This window comes from uncultured Rikenella sp., assembly GCF_948810725.1.
Lineage (GTDB): Bacteria > Bacteroidota > Bacteroidia > Bacteroidales > Rikenellaceae > Rikenella.
Genome location: NZ_CAQIVA010000043.1, coordinates 1 through 15,612, shown reverse-complemented (window position 1 = coordinate 15,612; position 15,612 = coordinate 1). Strand labels below are relative to the sequence as shown.

Annotated in this window: 11 protein-coding genes and 1 pseudogene; 4 read left to right on the top strand and 8 right to left on the bottom strand. The window is 56.9% G+C overall.

The window, feature by feature from the left end:
- Positions 1–198: 198 nt before the first annotated feature.
- The 5 genes from pnp to Q9S52_RS09040 all read right to left on the bottom strand — a co-directional run bounded on the left by pnp (position 199) and on the right by Q9S52_RS09040 (position 5,711).
- A complete protein-coding gene (gene pnp, locus Q9S52_RS09060; RefSeq protein WP_297628295.1) occupies positions 199–2,340 on the bottom strand; it encodes a polyribonucleotide nucleotidyltransferase in 2,142 nt (713 codons plus the stop codon).
- Between the two features lie 161 nt (positions 2,341–2,501).
- Positions 2,502–2,777 carry a 30S ribosomal protein S15 gene (rpsO, locus tag Q9S52_RS09055; RefSeq protein ID WP_294591613.1) on the bottom strand — a complete coding sequence of 92 codons (276 nt, stop codon included), beginning with the start codon at positions 2,775–2,777 and terminating at the stop codon, positions 2,502–2,504.
- A 100-nt stretch (positions 2,778–2,877) separates the two neighbouring features.
- Positions 2,878–3,849: a type I phosphomannose isomerase catalytic subunit gene (locus tag Q9S52_RS09050; protein ID WP_300829423.1), complete on the bottom strand. Its 972-nt coding sequence runs from the start codon at positions 3,847–3,849 to the stop codon at positions 2,878–2,880.
- A 416-nt stretch (positions 3,850–4,265) separates the two neighbouring features.
- Complete coding sequence (locus Q9S52_RS09045; protein WP_300728336.1) at positions 4,266–5,093, bottom strand: YgcG family protein; 828 nt, start codon at positions 5,091–5,093, stop codon at positions 4,266–4,268.
- A 15-nt stretch (positions 5,094–5,108) separates the two neighbouring features.
- Entirely contained in the window at positions 5,109–5,711 is a 603-nt protein-coding gene (locus Q9S52_RS09040) for a LemA family protein (protein WP_300728338.1), read from the bottom strand.
- A gap of 238 nt (positions 5,712–5,949) precedes the next feature.
- Here Q9S52_RS09040 and Q9S52_RS09035 point away from each other — a divergent pair, with 238 nt between their 5' ends.
- Positions 5,950–7,041, top strand: coding sequence for a hypothetical protein (locus Q9S52_RS09035; RefSeq protein WP_304708880.1), 1,092 nt, complete (start codon positions 5,950–5,952; stop codon positions 7,039–7,041).
- A gap of 314 nt (positions 7,042–7,355) precedes the next feature.
- Complete coding sequence (locus Q9S52_RS09030) at positions 7,356–7,634, top strand: hypothetical protein (RefSeq protein WP_304708879.1); 279 nt, start codon at positions 7,356–7,358, stop codon at positions 7,632–7,634.
- A gap of 88 nt (positions 7,635–7,722) precedes the next feature.
- Here the strand turns inward: Q9S52_RS09030 and Q9S52_RS09025 are convergent, their stop codons facing one another.
- Both Q9S52_RS09025 and trxB read right to left on the bottom strand, forming a co-directional pair.
- Positions 7,723–8,391: an inorganic pyrophosphatase gene (locus Q9S52_RS09025; protein ID WP_294593874.1), complete on the bottom strand. Its 669-nt coding sequence runs from the start codon at positions 8,389–8,391 to the stop codon at positions 7,723–7,725.
- A 495-nt stretch (positions 8,392–8,886) separates the two neighbouring features.
- Positions 8,887–9,816 carry a thioredoxin-disulfide reductase gene (gene trxB / locus Q9S52_RS09020; protein WP_297831162.1) on the bottom strand — a complete coding sequence of 310 codons (930 nt, stop codon included), beginning with the start codon at positions 9,814–9,816 and terminating at the stop codon, positions 8,887–8,889.
- 1,583 nt (positions 9,817–11,399) lie between these two features.
- Between trxB and Q9S52_RS09015 the strand changes: the two are divergent.
- Both Q9S52_RS09015 and Q9S52_RS09010 read left to right on the top strand, forming a co-directional pair.
- Positions 11,400–11,898 (top strand): annotated as a pseudogene (locus tag Q9S52_RS09015) (M23 family metallopeptidase); the annotation flags it as partial.
- A complete protein-coding gene (locus Q9S52_RS09010) occupies positions 11,895–12,230 on the top strand; it encodes a LysM domain-containing protein (protein WP_297628297.1) in 336 nt (111 codons plus the stop codon). The pseudogene Q9S52_RS09015 and the gene Q9S52_RS09010, both read left to right, overlap by 4 nt.
- 564 nt (positions 12,231–12,794) lie before the next feature.
- Here Q9S52_RS09010 and feoB read toward each other — a convergent pair.
- Positions 12,795–15,296 carry a ferrous iron transport protein B gene (gene feoB / locus Q9S52_RS09005; protein ID WP_304708878.1) on the bottom strand — a complete coding sequence of 834 codons (2,502 nt, stop codon included), beginning with the start codon at positions 15,294–15,296 and terminating at the stop codon, positions 12,795–12,797.
- Between the last annotated feature and the right edge of the window lie 316 nt (positions 15,297–15,612).

The window sequence follows — 15,612 nt, the reverse complement described above, 5'->3', positions numbered from 1 at the left end:
CACGGCCAGAGCATCCCGCAGGGATGCGCTCTGAAGTTTTTCTGGTTCTCTTTGTGAACAAAGAGAACAGTACCCTCCCGTAGCCAAAGAACAAGTATAAAAGGCATCGGTTATTTTTCCTTTCGGTTCGGAATATTTACAAATTCCGTTCCAAAACAGGCGCACCGACTCGAAAAAATACGTAGCCGCCGTAAAAAATTACTGCGGTCTTTCAATCAGCACCTTACGCGAAAGTTTCAGCTTGCCCGTCTTCGGATCTACCGCGATGAGTTTCACATCCATCATATCGCCCTCCTTGATCCCCGTCTCTTCCATGGTTTCGAACCGCCGATGGTCGATTTCCGAGATGTGCAGCAAGCCGTCTTTCCCCGGCAGGATTTCGATGAACGCGCCGAACGCCACCACCGATTTCACCTTCCCGTGGTAGATCGTCCCGACCTCCGGCACCGCCGTCATCCCCTTGATCTTGGCAATGGCCGCATCGACCCCCTCTTTATTCGCGCCGAAGACGTCGACCTTGCCGATCTCGCCCTCTTCAGTGATCGTGATCGTAGTCCCCGTCTCCTTCTGCATCTCCTGGATCACTTTGCCGCCCGGCCCGATCACCGCGCCGATGAATTCCTTCGGAATGGTGATCTGTACCATCCGCGGCACATGCGGTTTATAGTCTTCGCGCGGCGCCGCAATGGTGTCCGTAATCTTCCCGAGGATGTGCATACGCCCCTGACGCGCCTGCTCCAACGCCGCCGCGAGCACGTCATAAGAGAGGCCGTCCACCTTGATATCCATCTGCGTGGCGGTAATCCCGTCCGCCGTCCCGGTCACCTTGAAGTCCATGTCCCCGAGGTGATCCTCGTCGCCCAGGATATCCGACAGCACCGCTACCCGATCTCCTTCGGCAATCAGCCCCATGGCAATCCCCGACACCGGTTTTTTGATCTTCACCCCGGCGTCCATCAACGCCAGCGTCCCGGCGCAAACCGTCGCCATGGACGACGAACCGTTCGATTCCAGAATATCGGAAACCACGCGAATCGCATACGGGCAATCCCCCTCGTCCGGAATCATCGGTTTCAAGGCCCGGAAAGCCAGGTTACCGTGTCCGATTTCGCGCCGCGACAGCCCTCTGGCCGGCCGCGCCTCGCCCGTCGAGAACGGCGGGAAGTTGTAGTGCAGCACGAACCGTTCGGTTCCCTCGCGCAACACGTCGTCGATCACCTTTTCGTCGAGTTTCGTCCCGAGCGTCACGGTGGTCAGCGACTGGGTCTCGCCCCGCGTAAAGATCGCCGAGCCGTGCGGCGCCGGCAGATAGCCCACTTCGCACCAGATCGGCCGGATTTCGGTGGTTTTCCGCCCGTCGAGCCGGATCCCGTCGTTGAGAATCATGTTCCGCATGGCCGGTTTCAAGGCATAATCGTGGAAGTACCGCCGAATCATGCTCTCCTTGGCCGCCAGCTCCTCTTCGCCGTACTGTGCGGCGAAATCGGCGAGGTATTGGGTCAAAACTTCGTCGAATTTATCGCTGCGTTCGTGTTTGGGCAACTGACTCTTGGCCACTTCGTACACCTTGTCATAGGTAGCCGCCGCCACGGCATCCCGCAAGGCCGCGTCGTTCTGTTCGTGGCAGTAGGTGCGTTTTTCGGTCTTCCCCACCTCGCGCATCAGTTCGAGCTGCGCCTGACACTGTTTCTTGATTTCGGCGTGGGCGAACTTGATGGCGTCGAGCATCACAGCCTCCGAGACCTCTTTCATTTCGCCTTCGACCATCATGATGTTTTCGTAGGTCGCCGCCACCATGATATCGAGGTCGCACGCCCCGCCTTCCATCTGTGAGAAGGTCGGATTGATGACGAATTCGCCGCCGATCCGCGCCACGCGCACCTCCGAGATCGGCCCGCCGAACGGAATGGTCGAAACGGCCAGCGCCGACGAAGCGGCCAACCCAGCCAGTGCATCCGGCTGAATGTCCGGATCGGCCGAGAGCAAGGTGACGGTCACAAATACTTCGGCGTGGTAGTCGCTGGGAAAGAGCGGTCTCAAAGCCCGGTCGATCAAGCGCGAAACGAGGATTTCGTAATCCGACGGCCGTGCCTCGCGCTTCAGGAAACCACCCGGAAAGCGCCCGTTGGCGGCATATTTCTCTTTATACTCGACCGAAAGCGGCATGAAGTCGACGTCTTCTTTGGCATCCTTCGCCGCCACGACGGTCGCGAGCAGCATGGTATCGCCCTGCCGCACGACCACGGCTCCATCGGCCTGTTTGGCGAGTTTGCCGGTTTCGATTTCGATCGTCCGGCCGCCGCTCAGCTCGATATTCTTTTTGGTTGCGTTGTAATACATGGTTTTTTCCTTGAAAATTCGGGGACTAAGTTACAAAAAAAACGCCCCCTGCAAATATAGCGAGGGGGTGATTCGTAAAAAAACAGGCGGTTTCTCTGCCGAGGACAGAAAAACCGCCTTGTTTTATAACAAAAATACGACTTGCGCCGGAATGGCCCGAATTACTTACGCAGCCCGAGCGCCTTGACAATGGCCCGATAGCGTTCGATGTCGTTTTTCATCAGGTAGTCGAGCATGCTGCGCCGTTTCCCGACGAGTTTCAGCAGCGACCGCTGGGTGTTGTAGTCGTGTTTGTGTTGTTTGAGGTGTTCGGTCAGGTGCGCGATCCGGAAGGAGAAAAGCGCGATCTGGCTCTCCGGCGAACCGGTGTCGGTAGCCGATTTCCCATAGTTCTGAAACAGTTCCTGTTTCTTCTGGGTGTCGATGTAGTTGCTCATGTAATTATACGGTCTATTAATTAAAAGCAGGGCAAAGGTAGGGTTTCTTTGGAGGATTTCCAAGATTCCGCAGAAAAAAACAGCCTTCCCGGCCCATCGCCTACGGAATATAGACTTCCAGCAACTTCCCGCTCCCCCGCAGCACGATCTCGTTCAATTCGGCCGGCACAAGCACTGTCTCGCCCTTAGCGATCGTCTCCGTTCCGCCGTCGTAGGCCAGCTCCAACTGCCCTTCCAGGCAAACATAGATCACGAACGAGTCCAATGCGGCGTAATCCCGCACCGCTTCACCCGACACGATCAACGAGCTGGTCTGAAAATAGGGACATTTTTCGAGGGTCACCGGCGCATTCACCTGCGGAGCGGCCACGGTCTTATAATCCGACCGGGATTTATATTCGATCGCGTCCAAAGCCAGTTCGGTGTGCAGTTCTCGCCCCTTTCCGGTCTTCGGATCGACGCGGTTCCAGTCGAAAACCCGATAGGTAATATCCGAAGTCTGCTGAATCTCAGCGATCAACAGCCCTTTCCCGATGGCATGAATCGTACCGGCCGGAATGAAATACGAATCGCCGTCTTCGACTTTGTAAGCGGTCAGCAGCTCTGCCAGCCGCCCGGCGTTCAGATATTCGAGGTATTTCGCCCGATCGACCGGCTGGTTGAATCCCAAATAGAGCTGCGCTCCGGCTTCATGTCCCACCACGTACCACATCTCGGTCTTTCCGAACGACTGGTGCCGCTCGGCGGCCAGTTCGTCGTCCGGATGCACCTGAATCGAGAGGTTGTCGTCGGCGTCGATCAGTTTGATCAGCAGCGGAAATTCCTCACCGTACCGTTCGAATACTTTGTCGCCGACCAAATCTCCCATATAGATCTCGGTGAGCTCCTGCAAGTTATTCCCTTTGAGCTGACCATTGGCTACGACGGATATATCGCCGTCTACGCCGGAAAGTTCCCAACTCTCGCCGATTTTCTCTCCGGCGGGAAGTTGCTTGCCGAATGCGGTCTCGATCTTCCGACCGCCCCAAATACGCTCTTTGTAAATGGGCTTGAATTTCAACGGATAAAGCATAACTCTCCTCTATTTTTAATTCTTCGTTATCTGTACCTTATCAGGAGGGTACTGTTCTTTTTAACTTCGCTGCGCTCGTTTTCCTCCTCGCCGCTCGGCAATTTGCAAACTATGTTTGCATTGCTCTTGCTGGCAGCGTCGGTTGTGAACAAAAAGAACAAAAAAAACTTTAGACGGATGCTGACGCATCCTCCAGCTGCCGGCGGCCAGGTTCTTGGACTCTTCTTTGGGCCGGAAGTTGTAGCGCGTTAATGCGAGCCAAACTTTGGTCGCGCTACAACCCCGACCCAAAAGCAATCACGAAGATTGAGGACTGCGGAGCCTAAGGCGTAGCGTAGCTATCACGAAAGTCTTTTGGGTACCTTTTCTTCAGAAAAGGTACGGTTCCATGCGGGCAGACACAGATAATCGAACGATTAAAACGAGCGCCCGGCCCCGCCGCCGCCCGTTCGTCCGCCCCCGAAACCGCCGAAGCCTCCCGATCCCCCACCGAAGCCACGGCCAAAGATCGGAGGAAACATCATCGGCCTGCCCCGATAAACTCGCCGACCACCATTTCCACCCCGTCCTCCTGTATTCGAATCGTCATCATCCGATCCTCCTTTTTTATAGGAACGGATCAGCAGAATCACGATCCAAAACACCACCCCCGCCGTCAGTATCCACGTCGCCCCGTCCCAAAACCCCGGCTCCCGTTCCACCTGCCGTGCCGTGTATTCTCCGCGCACCGCCGCCCGAATCGCCGCCGTACCCGCCGCCACCGCAGCGTAATAATTCGGCGGATCGAACTGCAAATACGGAATCATCTCGTCATCGATAATCCGCCCCGCCGTGATATCCGGCAACGCCCCCTCCAGTCCGTACCCCACCGCAATAAACATCTCGCCCCGCCCGTACCGGTTCCGCGGCTTGACCAGCAGCACCACCCCGTTGTCGTGCTCGCGGGAGCCGACACCCCACTGTTCCAGAATCCGCGTGGCATACTCCGCCGCCGGGTAACCGTCGAGGTCGGTGACCGTCACGACCGCGATCTGCGTCGAAGTCGCCGCATCGAAAGCCGCCAGGCTATCCTCCAGCACGCGCTGCTGCTCCGGCGAAAAGAGGTGGGCATAGTCATTCACCAGCCGCGGCGGTGACATCGGTTTCGGAACCGCCTGTCCGCGCACACCGCCCGCCGCCAGCAGAAAAACACCCGCCAGCGCCAGTCCCCAACGCTTTATCCGACCGCCCGTCATACTACACATCCTCCGGGAAGTCGATTAAAATTCCACTTTCGGGGCCTTGTCCGCCCCCGCCTCCGCCGCGAAGAAAGTTTTCGGCGTAAAACCGAACATCCCGGCGATCAGATTGCGCGGAAACTGCTGTACATAAACGTTATACGCCTGCACCGCATCGTTATACCGCCTGCGTTCGGTCGCAATCCGGTTCTCCGTCCCCTCCAGCTGGGTCTGCAAATCGGTGAAATTCCGGTTCGCCTTGAGGTCGGGATAGGCCTCCGAAACCGCCATCAGCCGGCTCAACGCCGAAGACAACTCACCCTGCACCTGCGCATATTTGGCCAAGGTCTCCTCGTTCAAGTCGTTGAAGTCGATCCGCACCTGCGTCGCCCGGGCCCGCGCATCGATCACCCCTTCGAGCGTCGCCTTTTCGTGGGTGGCATATCCTTTGACCGTAGCCACCAGATTCGGAATCAGGTCGGCCCGGCGCTGGTATTGGTTCTCCACGTTGGCCCACTGTGCCGCCACCTCCTGGCTGCGTTCCACCAACCCGTTGTAATTCCCTTTGACCCAGCTGTAAATACCGGCCGCTATCACCACGATCGCCCCCAGCACGATAATCAATATCCAATGTCCTTTTTTCATCGTTTCGTTCGTTTTTGAGTTCTACAAATATAGGGAGAATAATTCGACGAAAAGCATAGCAATTATCAAGTACAATAAAATTCGCATTCCCAAAATCCATTCTATGAATTACACACTACAAATTCTATATATCCTAAAGAGAGATTACACCCCCCCAACCAACCTCTGTAACAAAAAATCATAATCTCTTTCTATGTGTCGTATTTACTTTATTCCTTTGTAAAAATCACTGTAAGCTATGCGGTTTTTCTTAACCATTGGAGCTTGTTTGTTGCTTTTCGGTTGCACGCCCGGCCCCGAGCAGCGCTGGGGCGAAGAACGGTGGGACACGACGACGAATTACCGGTTGACTGCCGAAATCGTGTCGTGGGACCGGCCGATCTACGGGGAGGGTGATTTCCTGTTCGCCGGCGACCTTCTGATTTTCGAGGGAGCGACCGACGACGCACTGTTCTCGGTTTACCGGTCGAAACACGACTCTCTGCTGTTTCTAGGTTCGTTTCTACGACAGGGGCGCGGCCCGTGGGAGGCGACCGATGCGGAGGCCTTCTATTTTCCGAACTCCCAAACACTCGTCGCAGTCGCTTACAATCCGCTGGGACATTCGATCCGCATCCCGCTGGATTCGGCGGCACGGTTGTTCGACCTATCGAGTTGGACGGAAGAACGTTACGGCGAAACGAATCCTATCCCGGCCTACGAACTCGTGCCGATCGACGACACCCTCTGCATCGCCCAGACGTTCGACGGGCACAACAGTCTCTTCTCGCTGTACGACACCCGCCGCGAAACGTGGGAACCGCTGGATATTCCCTATCCGGACGACCGCGGTTCCATGCCCTATGGGCAACGGGCAGAAGCCTATATAGGTAGTGTTGCAAAGCATCCGACACGGAATCGGTTCGCCTATTCCAATGCCAATTCGAAATTGGTCTTGTTGTTTGATCTCGAAGAGGGAAAAGCGCAGCAAATCGAGCGGCCTTTCTGCCAGATTCCCGAATATGAACCGCAGGGGCGCGACCGGGTTCGTTTTACGGCGAACCACGACAACGGTTATCAATTGAGTGTCACCGGGAGAAGGATCTACTGTGCAGACCCGCGGATTGACCGCCTCGATCGGGAGGCATCGATCGCGCGGAACGGCTATGGCGCAGGCTACGTTCGAGAAATTTTCGTGATGGATTGGAACGGACGACCACTGGCAACCTATTCGTTGGATCGGCCGGTCTGTTTTCCGACAATATCGCCGGACGACCGCTATCTGTATGCGTTCGCGCTGAACGACAAGACACTGGAGGGGTATCTCGTGAGATTCGAATTACCGAACTAAAACAAACTTAACTTTATCGTTATGAACAGAAACACCATTATTAATGTACGACAAGTACATTGATCATTGGAATTGCGTTAGCAAGTCATTTCTATTTTAAAGAAGTAGCGTCCTCAATTCCAACAAACTATTTGACTTTAAAAAATTTGGAAGCTTTAGCTGTAACCGAATTTTACTTAGATATTGATGTAACTATTCCGTATAAAGAACAAAAGAAAGCAAAATGCGTCGAAAGGTTTTACGATGCAAATGGCAACTTCATAGGAACAGAGATTTTCAGGAATCAAATTAGAGGTAATTAAAACACTACAACCATGAGAATCAAGTTAATTCTCATGGTTTTAACACTGACAACTATAGCCGGAGGTAGTTGTTTTTTGTACAAAAAAGCTTATACGAATTCTCAAAGAATAAACTTACAGAACTTAACTTTAGAGAATATCGAAGCTATGTCCTCTACACTTGATATTGAAGGAACACAAATTCCATGTTCTCCTCAACCGAATGCTATTTGCTATTTCAGGGTCTGGAATGCCGAAGGGAAGTACATAGGAAGTAGTAAATGGAAAAATCACATTAACGCAGCTCTTTAGATTCAATTAGGTATCTAAATTAAGAATATGCGCGCCGGCCTCTTCTTGTCCCGAAGAGGCCGGCGCGCATATTTTTCCCGAACCGCAGCTACAGTTTGAGCAGCGCCTCCAGGTTGTGGAAACGGTTGTGATAATCCTCCATCGACCGCCGAATCACCTCTTTGGCCTCGTCGGCGCCATAAATGTGGGTGATCTCGACGTTCCGCTTAGCACCCGGCAAGTCCTTATAGGTCAGGAAGTAGTGCCGCAGACGCTCCACCACCAACGGCGGCAGTTGCGACACGTCGTCGACATTGCCGTAAACGGCATCGTGCTTCAGCACGGCGATAATCTTGTCGTCGGCCTCGTCGTGGTCGATCATCCGGATCCCACCCACCGGCTTGGCATGAACGAGGATATCGCCGTGCGTGATGGTCTTCTCGGTCAGCACGCAAACGTCCACCGGGTCGCCGTCGCCGTGGATGTCGGTACGCTGCAAGGCTTCGTTGCTGAGCTGGGCCACGAGCTCGCCGCTATAGCTCTGGGGCAGAAAACCATACAGGGCGGGGACGGTATTGGAATATTTCTGGGGCCGGTCGATAAAAAGGTAACCGGATTCCTTATCGACTTCGTACTTGACGGTGTCGGTCGAAACGATCTCGATAAAACAGGTCACCTTATCGGGTGCTTCGTCGCCGATATTCACGCCGTGCCATGGATGGGATTTGTAACGCAATCCCATCAACTGACCCACAATCGGGTCCATCAATTTCGACATATTAATCTGTTCTTTATATTCATTCTATTATTTGTACTTGCCCTGTATAGAACCGTACCTTTTCTGAAGAAAAGGTACCCAAAAGACTTTTGGAGGATGCTTACGCATCCTCAAGCTGCCGACGGCCCAAGTCTCGGTTGGTTGGGCTGTGGTTTTCCGGCGTAGCGCGCTAAATAATTGGGCATGATACCCTAAGCGCGCTCGCCGAGAAAACCCAGCCCGACAGACTCGCGAAGACTGAGGACTGCGGAGCCTGAGGAGTAGCGTAGCTATTATGAAAGTTCTTTGCGCCGCTTTCTTTCAACCGACGCTGCCAGCGAGCGTAATGCAAACGCAGTTTGCAAATTACCGAGCGGCGAGGAGGAACCGAGTAGCGTTCCGAGAGCAGAGACCGTTTACGGGCTATGCCGAGGTAGCACGAGGAAGCCGAAGGCAACGCGAAGCCAACAAGCGGCAGTTCCATGCGGGTAGACACGGTAAACGAACGATTAAAAATTACAATGTATGTTCCGCGAGGAAGCGTTCGCACTCCAGCGCCGCCATACAGCCCGACCCCGCCGCCGTGATCGCCTGCCGATAGCGCGGATCCTGCACATCCCCCGCCGCAAAAACACCCGCCACATTCGTCTGCCCATGATGCGTGATGATGTATCCCTGTTCGTCCAGTTCGAGTTGCCCCGCCACCAGCTCCGTATTCGGATGGTGGCCGATCGCCAGAAATATACCGTCCACATCGACCCTCCGTTCCGCCCCCGCCGTCGACTCCAGCAACATCCCCGTCACCCCGTTCTCGTCTCCCAGCACCTCGCGCATGTTGTGTTCGAAGATCACCTCAATGTTCGGCGTCGTGAAGACCCGTTCCTGCATCGCCTTCGACGCCCGAAGATAATTCTTGCGCACCACCAGATAGACCTGCCGGCACAGCGACGCCAGATAAGTCGCCTCCTCGCACGCCGTGTCTCCCCCGCCGATCACCGCCACATCCTTTTTGCGGTAGAAAAACCCGTCGCACGTCGCGCACGCCGAGACCCCCATCCCCCGGAACTTCTGTTCCGACGGCAGCCCGAGGTACTTCGCCGACGCCCCCGTCGCGATAATGACCGTTTCGGCCCGCAGCGCCGTCGTTCCGCCGTCGATCTCCACCGCGAACGGGCGCGCGCTCAGGTCGAGCTTCGTCACCACCCCGAACCGCACCTGCGTCCCGAAGCGTTCGGCCTGTTTCTTGAGGTCTTCCATCATCGCCGTTCCGGAAATCCCCTCCGGATAGCCCGGAAAATTCTCGATTTCGGTCGTCGTCGTCAGCTGCCCTCCCGGTTCGATCCCCTCGTAAACCACCGGCGCGAGGTTCGCCCGGGCCGCATAGATCGCCGCCGTATAGCCCGCCGGCCCGCTGCCGACAATCAGACACTTAATAGATTCACTCATAACTGTTTGTGCGTTTTATTCGTTTCACGATCCGCCGTTGTCGCATTTACGAAGACAAAGTTAGCGATTTTCGGGTTTACTCCTCCCCTCCGGTTCGAATGATTCGGTCTATCAGGCGCTCTGCCGTCTCCGCCGGGTCGTCTCCCCTCAGTTCGATATCCGGTTGCGTCCGCGTTTCGCAACTCCCCCACCACTCGGCTCATCGTTTCGTAAAACGACCGGTCGTCCGACGTTTGTTCTATTTCCGCCCGATGCGAAGTCTCTCAACAGGTGTACCATTATCCATACTCGCCTGAAAATAAATATTTTGCCAAAACAGAGCAAAACAAAAATGTCTATTTTTTGGACATCGGATCGTAAAGATAGGGATTTTACAGCCCGCGTCGAGAACGGATAAAACGAAGTACCGACAACCGATTACACCCGGGTTTCACTATCTTTGCAACGTGGAAAGATTTTCTCATAGAAATTCGAAAGGTATTCGGCTGGCATACTGGCTGATCGGAGCCGTATGGCTGGGGACGGCAGGTTGCGCCCCGAAGCTGGCTCCGGTGGCGACCACCGGACTCCTGACACGCTCGTTCGACAACTACTCGCAATCGACCGTCGTGCGCAGCGAGCGGCTGATGACCGAGACCCGCAGCGAAGCGCCCACTCCGAGCCGTATCCCGAAACAGGAGTACACCCGGGGGCCGCGCAGCAACAACGAAGGGACGCTCGCCCGGTCGCAAGCCGAGGTGATCGCCCCGCGGAGCTACGTGACCCAGCCGGTACCGTCGGCAACGCCGTCGGTACCCGTACCTAAACGGACACGAAGTCAGCTGCGACAAGAGGCCCGGCTGCGGGCCCAGGAGCAGCGGGCGGCGGCAGAACGGGACAACGAACCGGTGAGGCCGGTGCGGGGCGGATTGGGGATTCCGAAAGCCACCGAAGCATCGGCGGCTCAGATAAAAAATATTTCATTCGTCACCCGCCGGGCGGCTTCGCCGGAACCGACTCCGCCGCCGGCACCTAAGCAGGAGGAAGCCCCGCAACCCGCTCCCGAAGCTGCGGCGCAGCAACCCGTACAAACTCCGGTTCAAACTGCGACGGCTGCTCAGACGACCGTTCGTCCGCCTCGGCAACAACAAGTGTCGGGGTCGGTGACGCAAGTGTCGGAGGTGACGCCGACTTTGACCGCCAGAGAGCAGCGGGCATTGGACAAACGGCGCAAGGCGGAGGCCCGGCGCCTGCTGGCCGAGCGTCAGGCACAGGCCAAAGCGGCGGAAGCGGCCAAGGCAGAACAGCAACGGGCGATGATGGCGGCGAATACGCAGCGACGAGCTCAACCGACGGACACGGAAACGGACGACGAGCATACGACTCCGGAAGAACCTGCCGCACAGGAGAATGCCGCAGATTTACAGACGGAACAGGCTTTACAGACGAGCGCTCCGCAAGACGCCGCGCAAAATTCGGAGGATTCGGAGCTTTCGGCTTTGGCGCGTGCGCTGACCATGCCGGACGCAACGGTGCGGGACAAACCGGTACCGACGTTCATCAACACGCCGAAGGAGGAAAATACGGTCGTAGACGAAGCGGAGGTGGCGGCGGCGGAAGGGACGGTCACGGCGACCGCTCCGCCGGTGCACCAGTTCCAACCGAACGAAACGGAACACGTCAAATTCTCGTATTACGATCCGTTCGGCAAGGGCAACAACCGTTTTATCGTGGTACTCAACGAACAACGGTTCTGTTACCCTTATCGGGGCCGGTTCCTGTCGGGATACGGGCCGCGGGGACGGGGCGTGCACACGGGGGTCGATATCAAAGGGGTGAAAAACGACACGGTACGGGCGGCGTTCGCCGGAACGGTGCGCATGTCGAAGCTCTACAGCGGATACGGCAACTGTGTGGTGATCCGGCACAAGAATGGTTTGGAGACGCTCTATGCACACAACACGCGCAATCTGGTGCGGGTGGGCGATGTGGTACGGGCGGGCGACGCGATCGGTCTGATCGGACGGACGGGACGGGCAACGACGGAGCATTGCCATTTCGAGGTGCGGGTACAGGGACAGCACATCAATCCGGCCCTGGTGATCGACTACCACAACCACCGGTTGCAGAACGGGGTGCTCTCGGTGACGAAGCAGGCCAACGGACGCATCGTGGCGCAGAACCGGGCGAGCGGTCTGGCTCCGTCGCAGGCGACGGATCGGGAGGACACGAGCTCGGCAGGCAGCAGCACGTCGAGCCATACCGGCAAAACGGCGACGGCCGCTTCGACAACGACGACTTATACGGTACGGTCGGGGGATACGCTGTGGGGGATTGCCCGGCGTTTCGGCACGACGGTATCCAACCTTTGCGCGCTGAACAACCTGAACCGGGAGGCGACGCTGCCGTTAGGCAAAAAGCTGAAAATTCGATAGAAGGGCTGCGACGGTTCGGTCGCACCACGGTTTTATATGCGGTCGGTGTCAGTACGCCGGCCGCAACTGTTTTTCGAGGATTTGGCCGAGGCTGAACAACCGGCACAACCGCAACCGCAGCGGGTGGCTTTGCCTCGCACTCTCCGCACGGCCCACACGGCTCCTATCACGGCGCACACTCCGACCACAATCCATACTATCGTCTCCTGGGTCATCTCTCTATTCTATTATTTGATCGATTTCTCGCACGCAGTTCTTTGTGCCGGATAGAACCGTACCTTTTCTGAAGAAAAGGTACCCAAAAGACTTTTGCAGAGGTCGTCCCGTTGGGACGACCACGGGTTATCTCCGCCTTGTTTCGTTGGGCTGTGGTTTTCCGGCGCGGGCGCATTGGGGTAATACTCGCATTATAGCGCCCCGCCGAGAAAACCCAGCCCAACCTACCGGGCAGACACGGCCAGAGCATCCCGTAGGGATGCGCTCTAAAGTTTTTCTGGTTCTCTTTGTTCACAAAGAGAACAGTACCCTCCTGTAAATAAAAACGGGGTACAGAAAATCGAGGAATTAAAAGAAGTGCGAGCCGATCTGGTAGACCGCGCACGAAACCACCCACGCCAGCCCCGTCGTATAGAGCACCGAAAAGAGCGCCCACCGCCAGCCCGCCTCCTTTCGGATCGCCGCCACCGCCGCCACGCAAGGAAAATACAACAAGATGAACAACATCATCGTATAAGCCACCAGCGGCGTATAGACCGGCTGCCCCGCCAAAGTCCCCGACATATGCCGCTGCGCCCGCAGACTCCGCACCAACTGCCGGTCCACCTCGCCCGCCTCCTGCGCCAAAGCCGCCTCTTCCGCCCGCCACACCTCCTCGCCGCCGCCAGCCGCACCACCCGTTACCGCGACCTCCGCCGGACGATTCAACACCGCCATCGTGCTCACCACAATCTCCTTCGCCGCCAGACCGCTCAACAGACTTACCCCGATCTTCCAGTCGAAACCCAACGGCCGCATCGCCGGCTCCACGGCATGCCCCAACCGCCCGATATAGGAGTGTTCGGCCTGCCATTCCGCCAGCTCCGACGGCGCAAGAGCCGCCTCCTGCTCCGCCGTCGGCCTCGGATAGTGTCCCAACGCCCAAATCAACACCGAAGCCACCAGAATCACCGTCCCCATCTTTCGCAAATACTGCGACCCCTTATTCCACATATGCCGTACGACACTGCGCGCCGTCGGAATCCGATACGGCGGCAACTCCATCACGAAAGGCGCCTCGGCCCGATGGAACAGCAACCGTTTGAGCACCACCGACGAAAGAACAGCCACCCCGATCCCGATCACATAGATCGACATCAGCACCAGCCCCTGCCCCGTCGGGAAAAAAGCCGAAATCAGCAACACATAGACCGGCAACCGGGCCGAACACGACATAAACGGCAGAATCAGCATCGTCAGTATGCGATCTTTGCGACTCTCCAGCGTCCGCGTAGCCATAATCGCCGGCACGTTGCACCCGAACCCCATCAGAAGCGGGATGAACGACTTGCCGTGCAGCCCGATCCGGTGCATGAAACGATCCATCAGGAAAGCCGTCCGAGCCATATAGCCCGTATCCTCCATCAGCGAGATAAAGAAGAAGAGAATCAGTATGTTGGGCAAAAAGACGATCACGCCCCCCACCCCGCCGATCACCCCGTCCACCAGCAACTCGCGCAGCGGCCCCTCGGCCATCGCGCCGGAGACCCAGCCGCCGAGCCACTCCACCCCGCTCTCCATCCATCCGGCCGGAATGCCGCCCAGCGTAAACGTCGCCTCGAACATCAGCCACATCAGCAGAAAAAAGATCGGAAACCCCCAGAAACGGTGGGTCATAATGCGATCTATTCGCGTCGCCTTCCGGTTTTTATCCCCCGTCCCGGGCACGAAAGTCTCCTCCAGCGCCCCCGCGATAAAACCGTACCGCGCATCCGCTATCACCGTCTCGACCGAATCGTTGTAGAGTCGCTCCAAACGGGCCGTTTCCCGCTCGACCGCCTGACGAATCTCGTCGAAATTGGCCACTCCGTCCAGCAGGGAAAGGGTCTCGCGATCGCCCTCCAACAGTTTGATAGCCAGGTAACGCGACGAATAGCGCGCCACAATGTCGCAGTTCTGCCAAATCAGGCTCTGAAGCGCCCGAATGCTGCACTCGATCTCCTCGCCGTAGTGGACATGGATGTGACGCACCATCGGCTCGTTGTCCTCGAAAACGGCGATGACGCGGTCGAACAGGGCGTCGATCCCCTCGCCTTTCGACGCCACGGTAGGCACGATCGGAATCCCGATCATCCGCCCCAAAGCCTCGTAATCGAACCGCGCTCCGCTCCGCTCCAGCTCGTCGTACATGTTCAGGGCGATCACCACCTTGAGGTTCATGTCGATCAGCTGGGTGGTCAGGAAGAGGTTACGCTCCAGATTCGAAGCGTCGACGACGTTGATCACCACGTCGGGCATCTGCTCCAGAATATGCCGCCGCACGTAGAGCTCTTCGGGGGTGTATTCGGTGATGGAGTAGGTTCCGGGCAGATCGGACAGGCGGAGCGTATACCCGGCCTGCCGGGCGGTCGCCTCTTTGGCTTCGACGGTCACGCCGCTGTAGTTTCCGACGCGTTCGTGCGAGCCGCTGGCGAGGTTGAAGAGCGAGGTTTTGCCGCAATTGGGATTGCCGACCAGGGCGACCTGGATGGTTCGTCCGGCTTCGTGAAGGAAGCGGTTGGCGATCTCGTCGGTCTGCAAGACCTGAGCAAGGGCTGTCCCGCTGGCGGAGGCGGTCGAGGCGTCAGGAGCGGTCGAGATTTCGATTCGCTCGGCTTCGCTACGGCGCAGGGCGATATGATACCCCATGATCTCGTATTCGACGGGATCCATCAGCGGGGCATTCTTAATGACGGTCACCCGTTTGCCGCGCACGAAGCCCATCTCGGCGATGCGCTTGCGGAACGAGCCGTGACCGCGGACTTTGACGATGACGCCGCTCTCGGAGGTGGAGAGCTCCGACAGGGGGCGACAAATCGATTCGTTTTCCATATGGGTCGATAGCGAGGAGCAAAGATAACGATTTCCTCTCCTCTTCGGGATACAAATTTAGGGGATGTACGGCTGGGTATAAATCCCTTTTTCTGGGGAGATCGGGAGTTAAACCTCCCTCTTTCGGGGGATTCGGGGAGAGGTAGTCGGGTTTTCCTTCAGCCGGGAAAGCGCATGACCGCCTCGGCACTTTTTTCCGCGCGGATACAAAAAAGAGAGACAGATGCGATAAAAAGCATCTGTCTCTCTCTGGAGCGGAAGACGAGGTTCGAACTCGCGACCCTCAGCTTGGGAAGCTGATGCTCTACCAACTGAG

What these genes read in the sequence shown, in the direction of transcription:
- pnp (WP_297628295.1), bottom strand. Translation starts at nt 2,340, where the DNA reads ATGTATTACAACGCAACCAAAAAGAATATCGAGCTGAGCGGCGGCCGG.
- rpsO (WP_294591613.1), bottom strand. Translation starts at nt 2,777, where the DNA reads ATGAGCAACTACATCGACACCCAGAAGAAACAGGAACTGTTTCAGAAC.
- Q9S52_RS09050 (WP_300829423.1), bottom strand. Translation starts at nt 3,849, where the DNA reads ATGCTTTATCCGTTGAAATTCAAGCCCATTTACAAAGAGCGTATTTGG.
- Q9S52_RS09045 (WP_300728336.1), bottom strand. Translation starts at nt 5,093, where the DNA reads ATGTGTAGTATGACGGGCGGTCGGATAAAGCGTTGGGGACTGGCGCTG.
- Q9S52_RS09040 (WP_300728338.1), bottom strand. Translation starts at nt 5,711, where the DNA reads ATGAAAAAAGGACATTGGATATTGATTATCGTGCTGGGGGCGATCGTG.
- Q9S52_RS09035 (WP_304708880.1), top strand. Translation starts at nt 5,950, where the DNA reads ATGCGGTTTTTCTTAACCATTGGAGCTTGTTTGTTGCTTTTCGGTTGC.
- Q9S52_RS09030 (WP_304708879.1), top strand. Translation starts at nt 7,356, where the DNA reads ATGAGAATCAAGTTAATTCTCATGGTTTTAACACTGACAACTATAGCC.
- Q9S52_RS09025 (WP_294593874.1), bottom strand. Translation starts at nt 8,391, where the DNA reads ATGTCGAAATTGATGGACCCGATTGTGGGTCAGTTGATGGGATTGCGT.
- trxB (WP_297831162.1), bottom strand. Translation starts at nt 9,816, where the DNA reads ATGAGTGAATCTATTAAGTGTCTGATTGTCGGCAGCGGGCCGGCGGGC.
- feoB (WP_304708878.1), bottom strand. Translation starts at nt 15,296, where the DNA reads ATGGAAAACGAATCGATTTGTCGCCCCCTGTCGGAGCTCTCCACCTCC.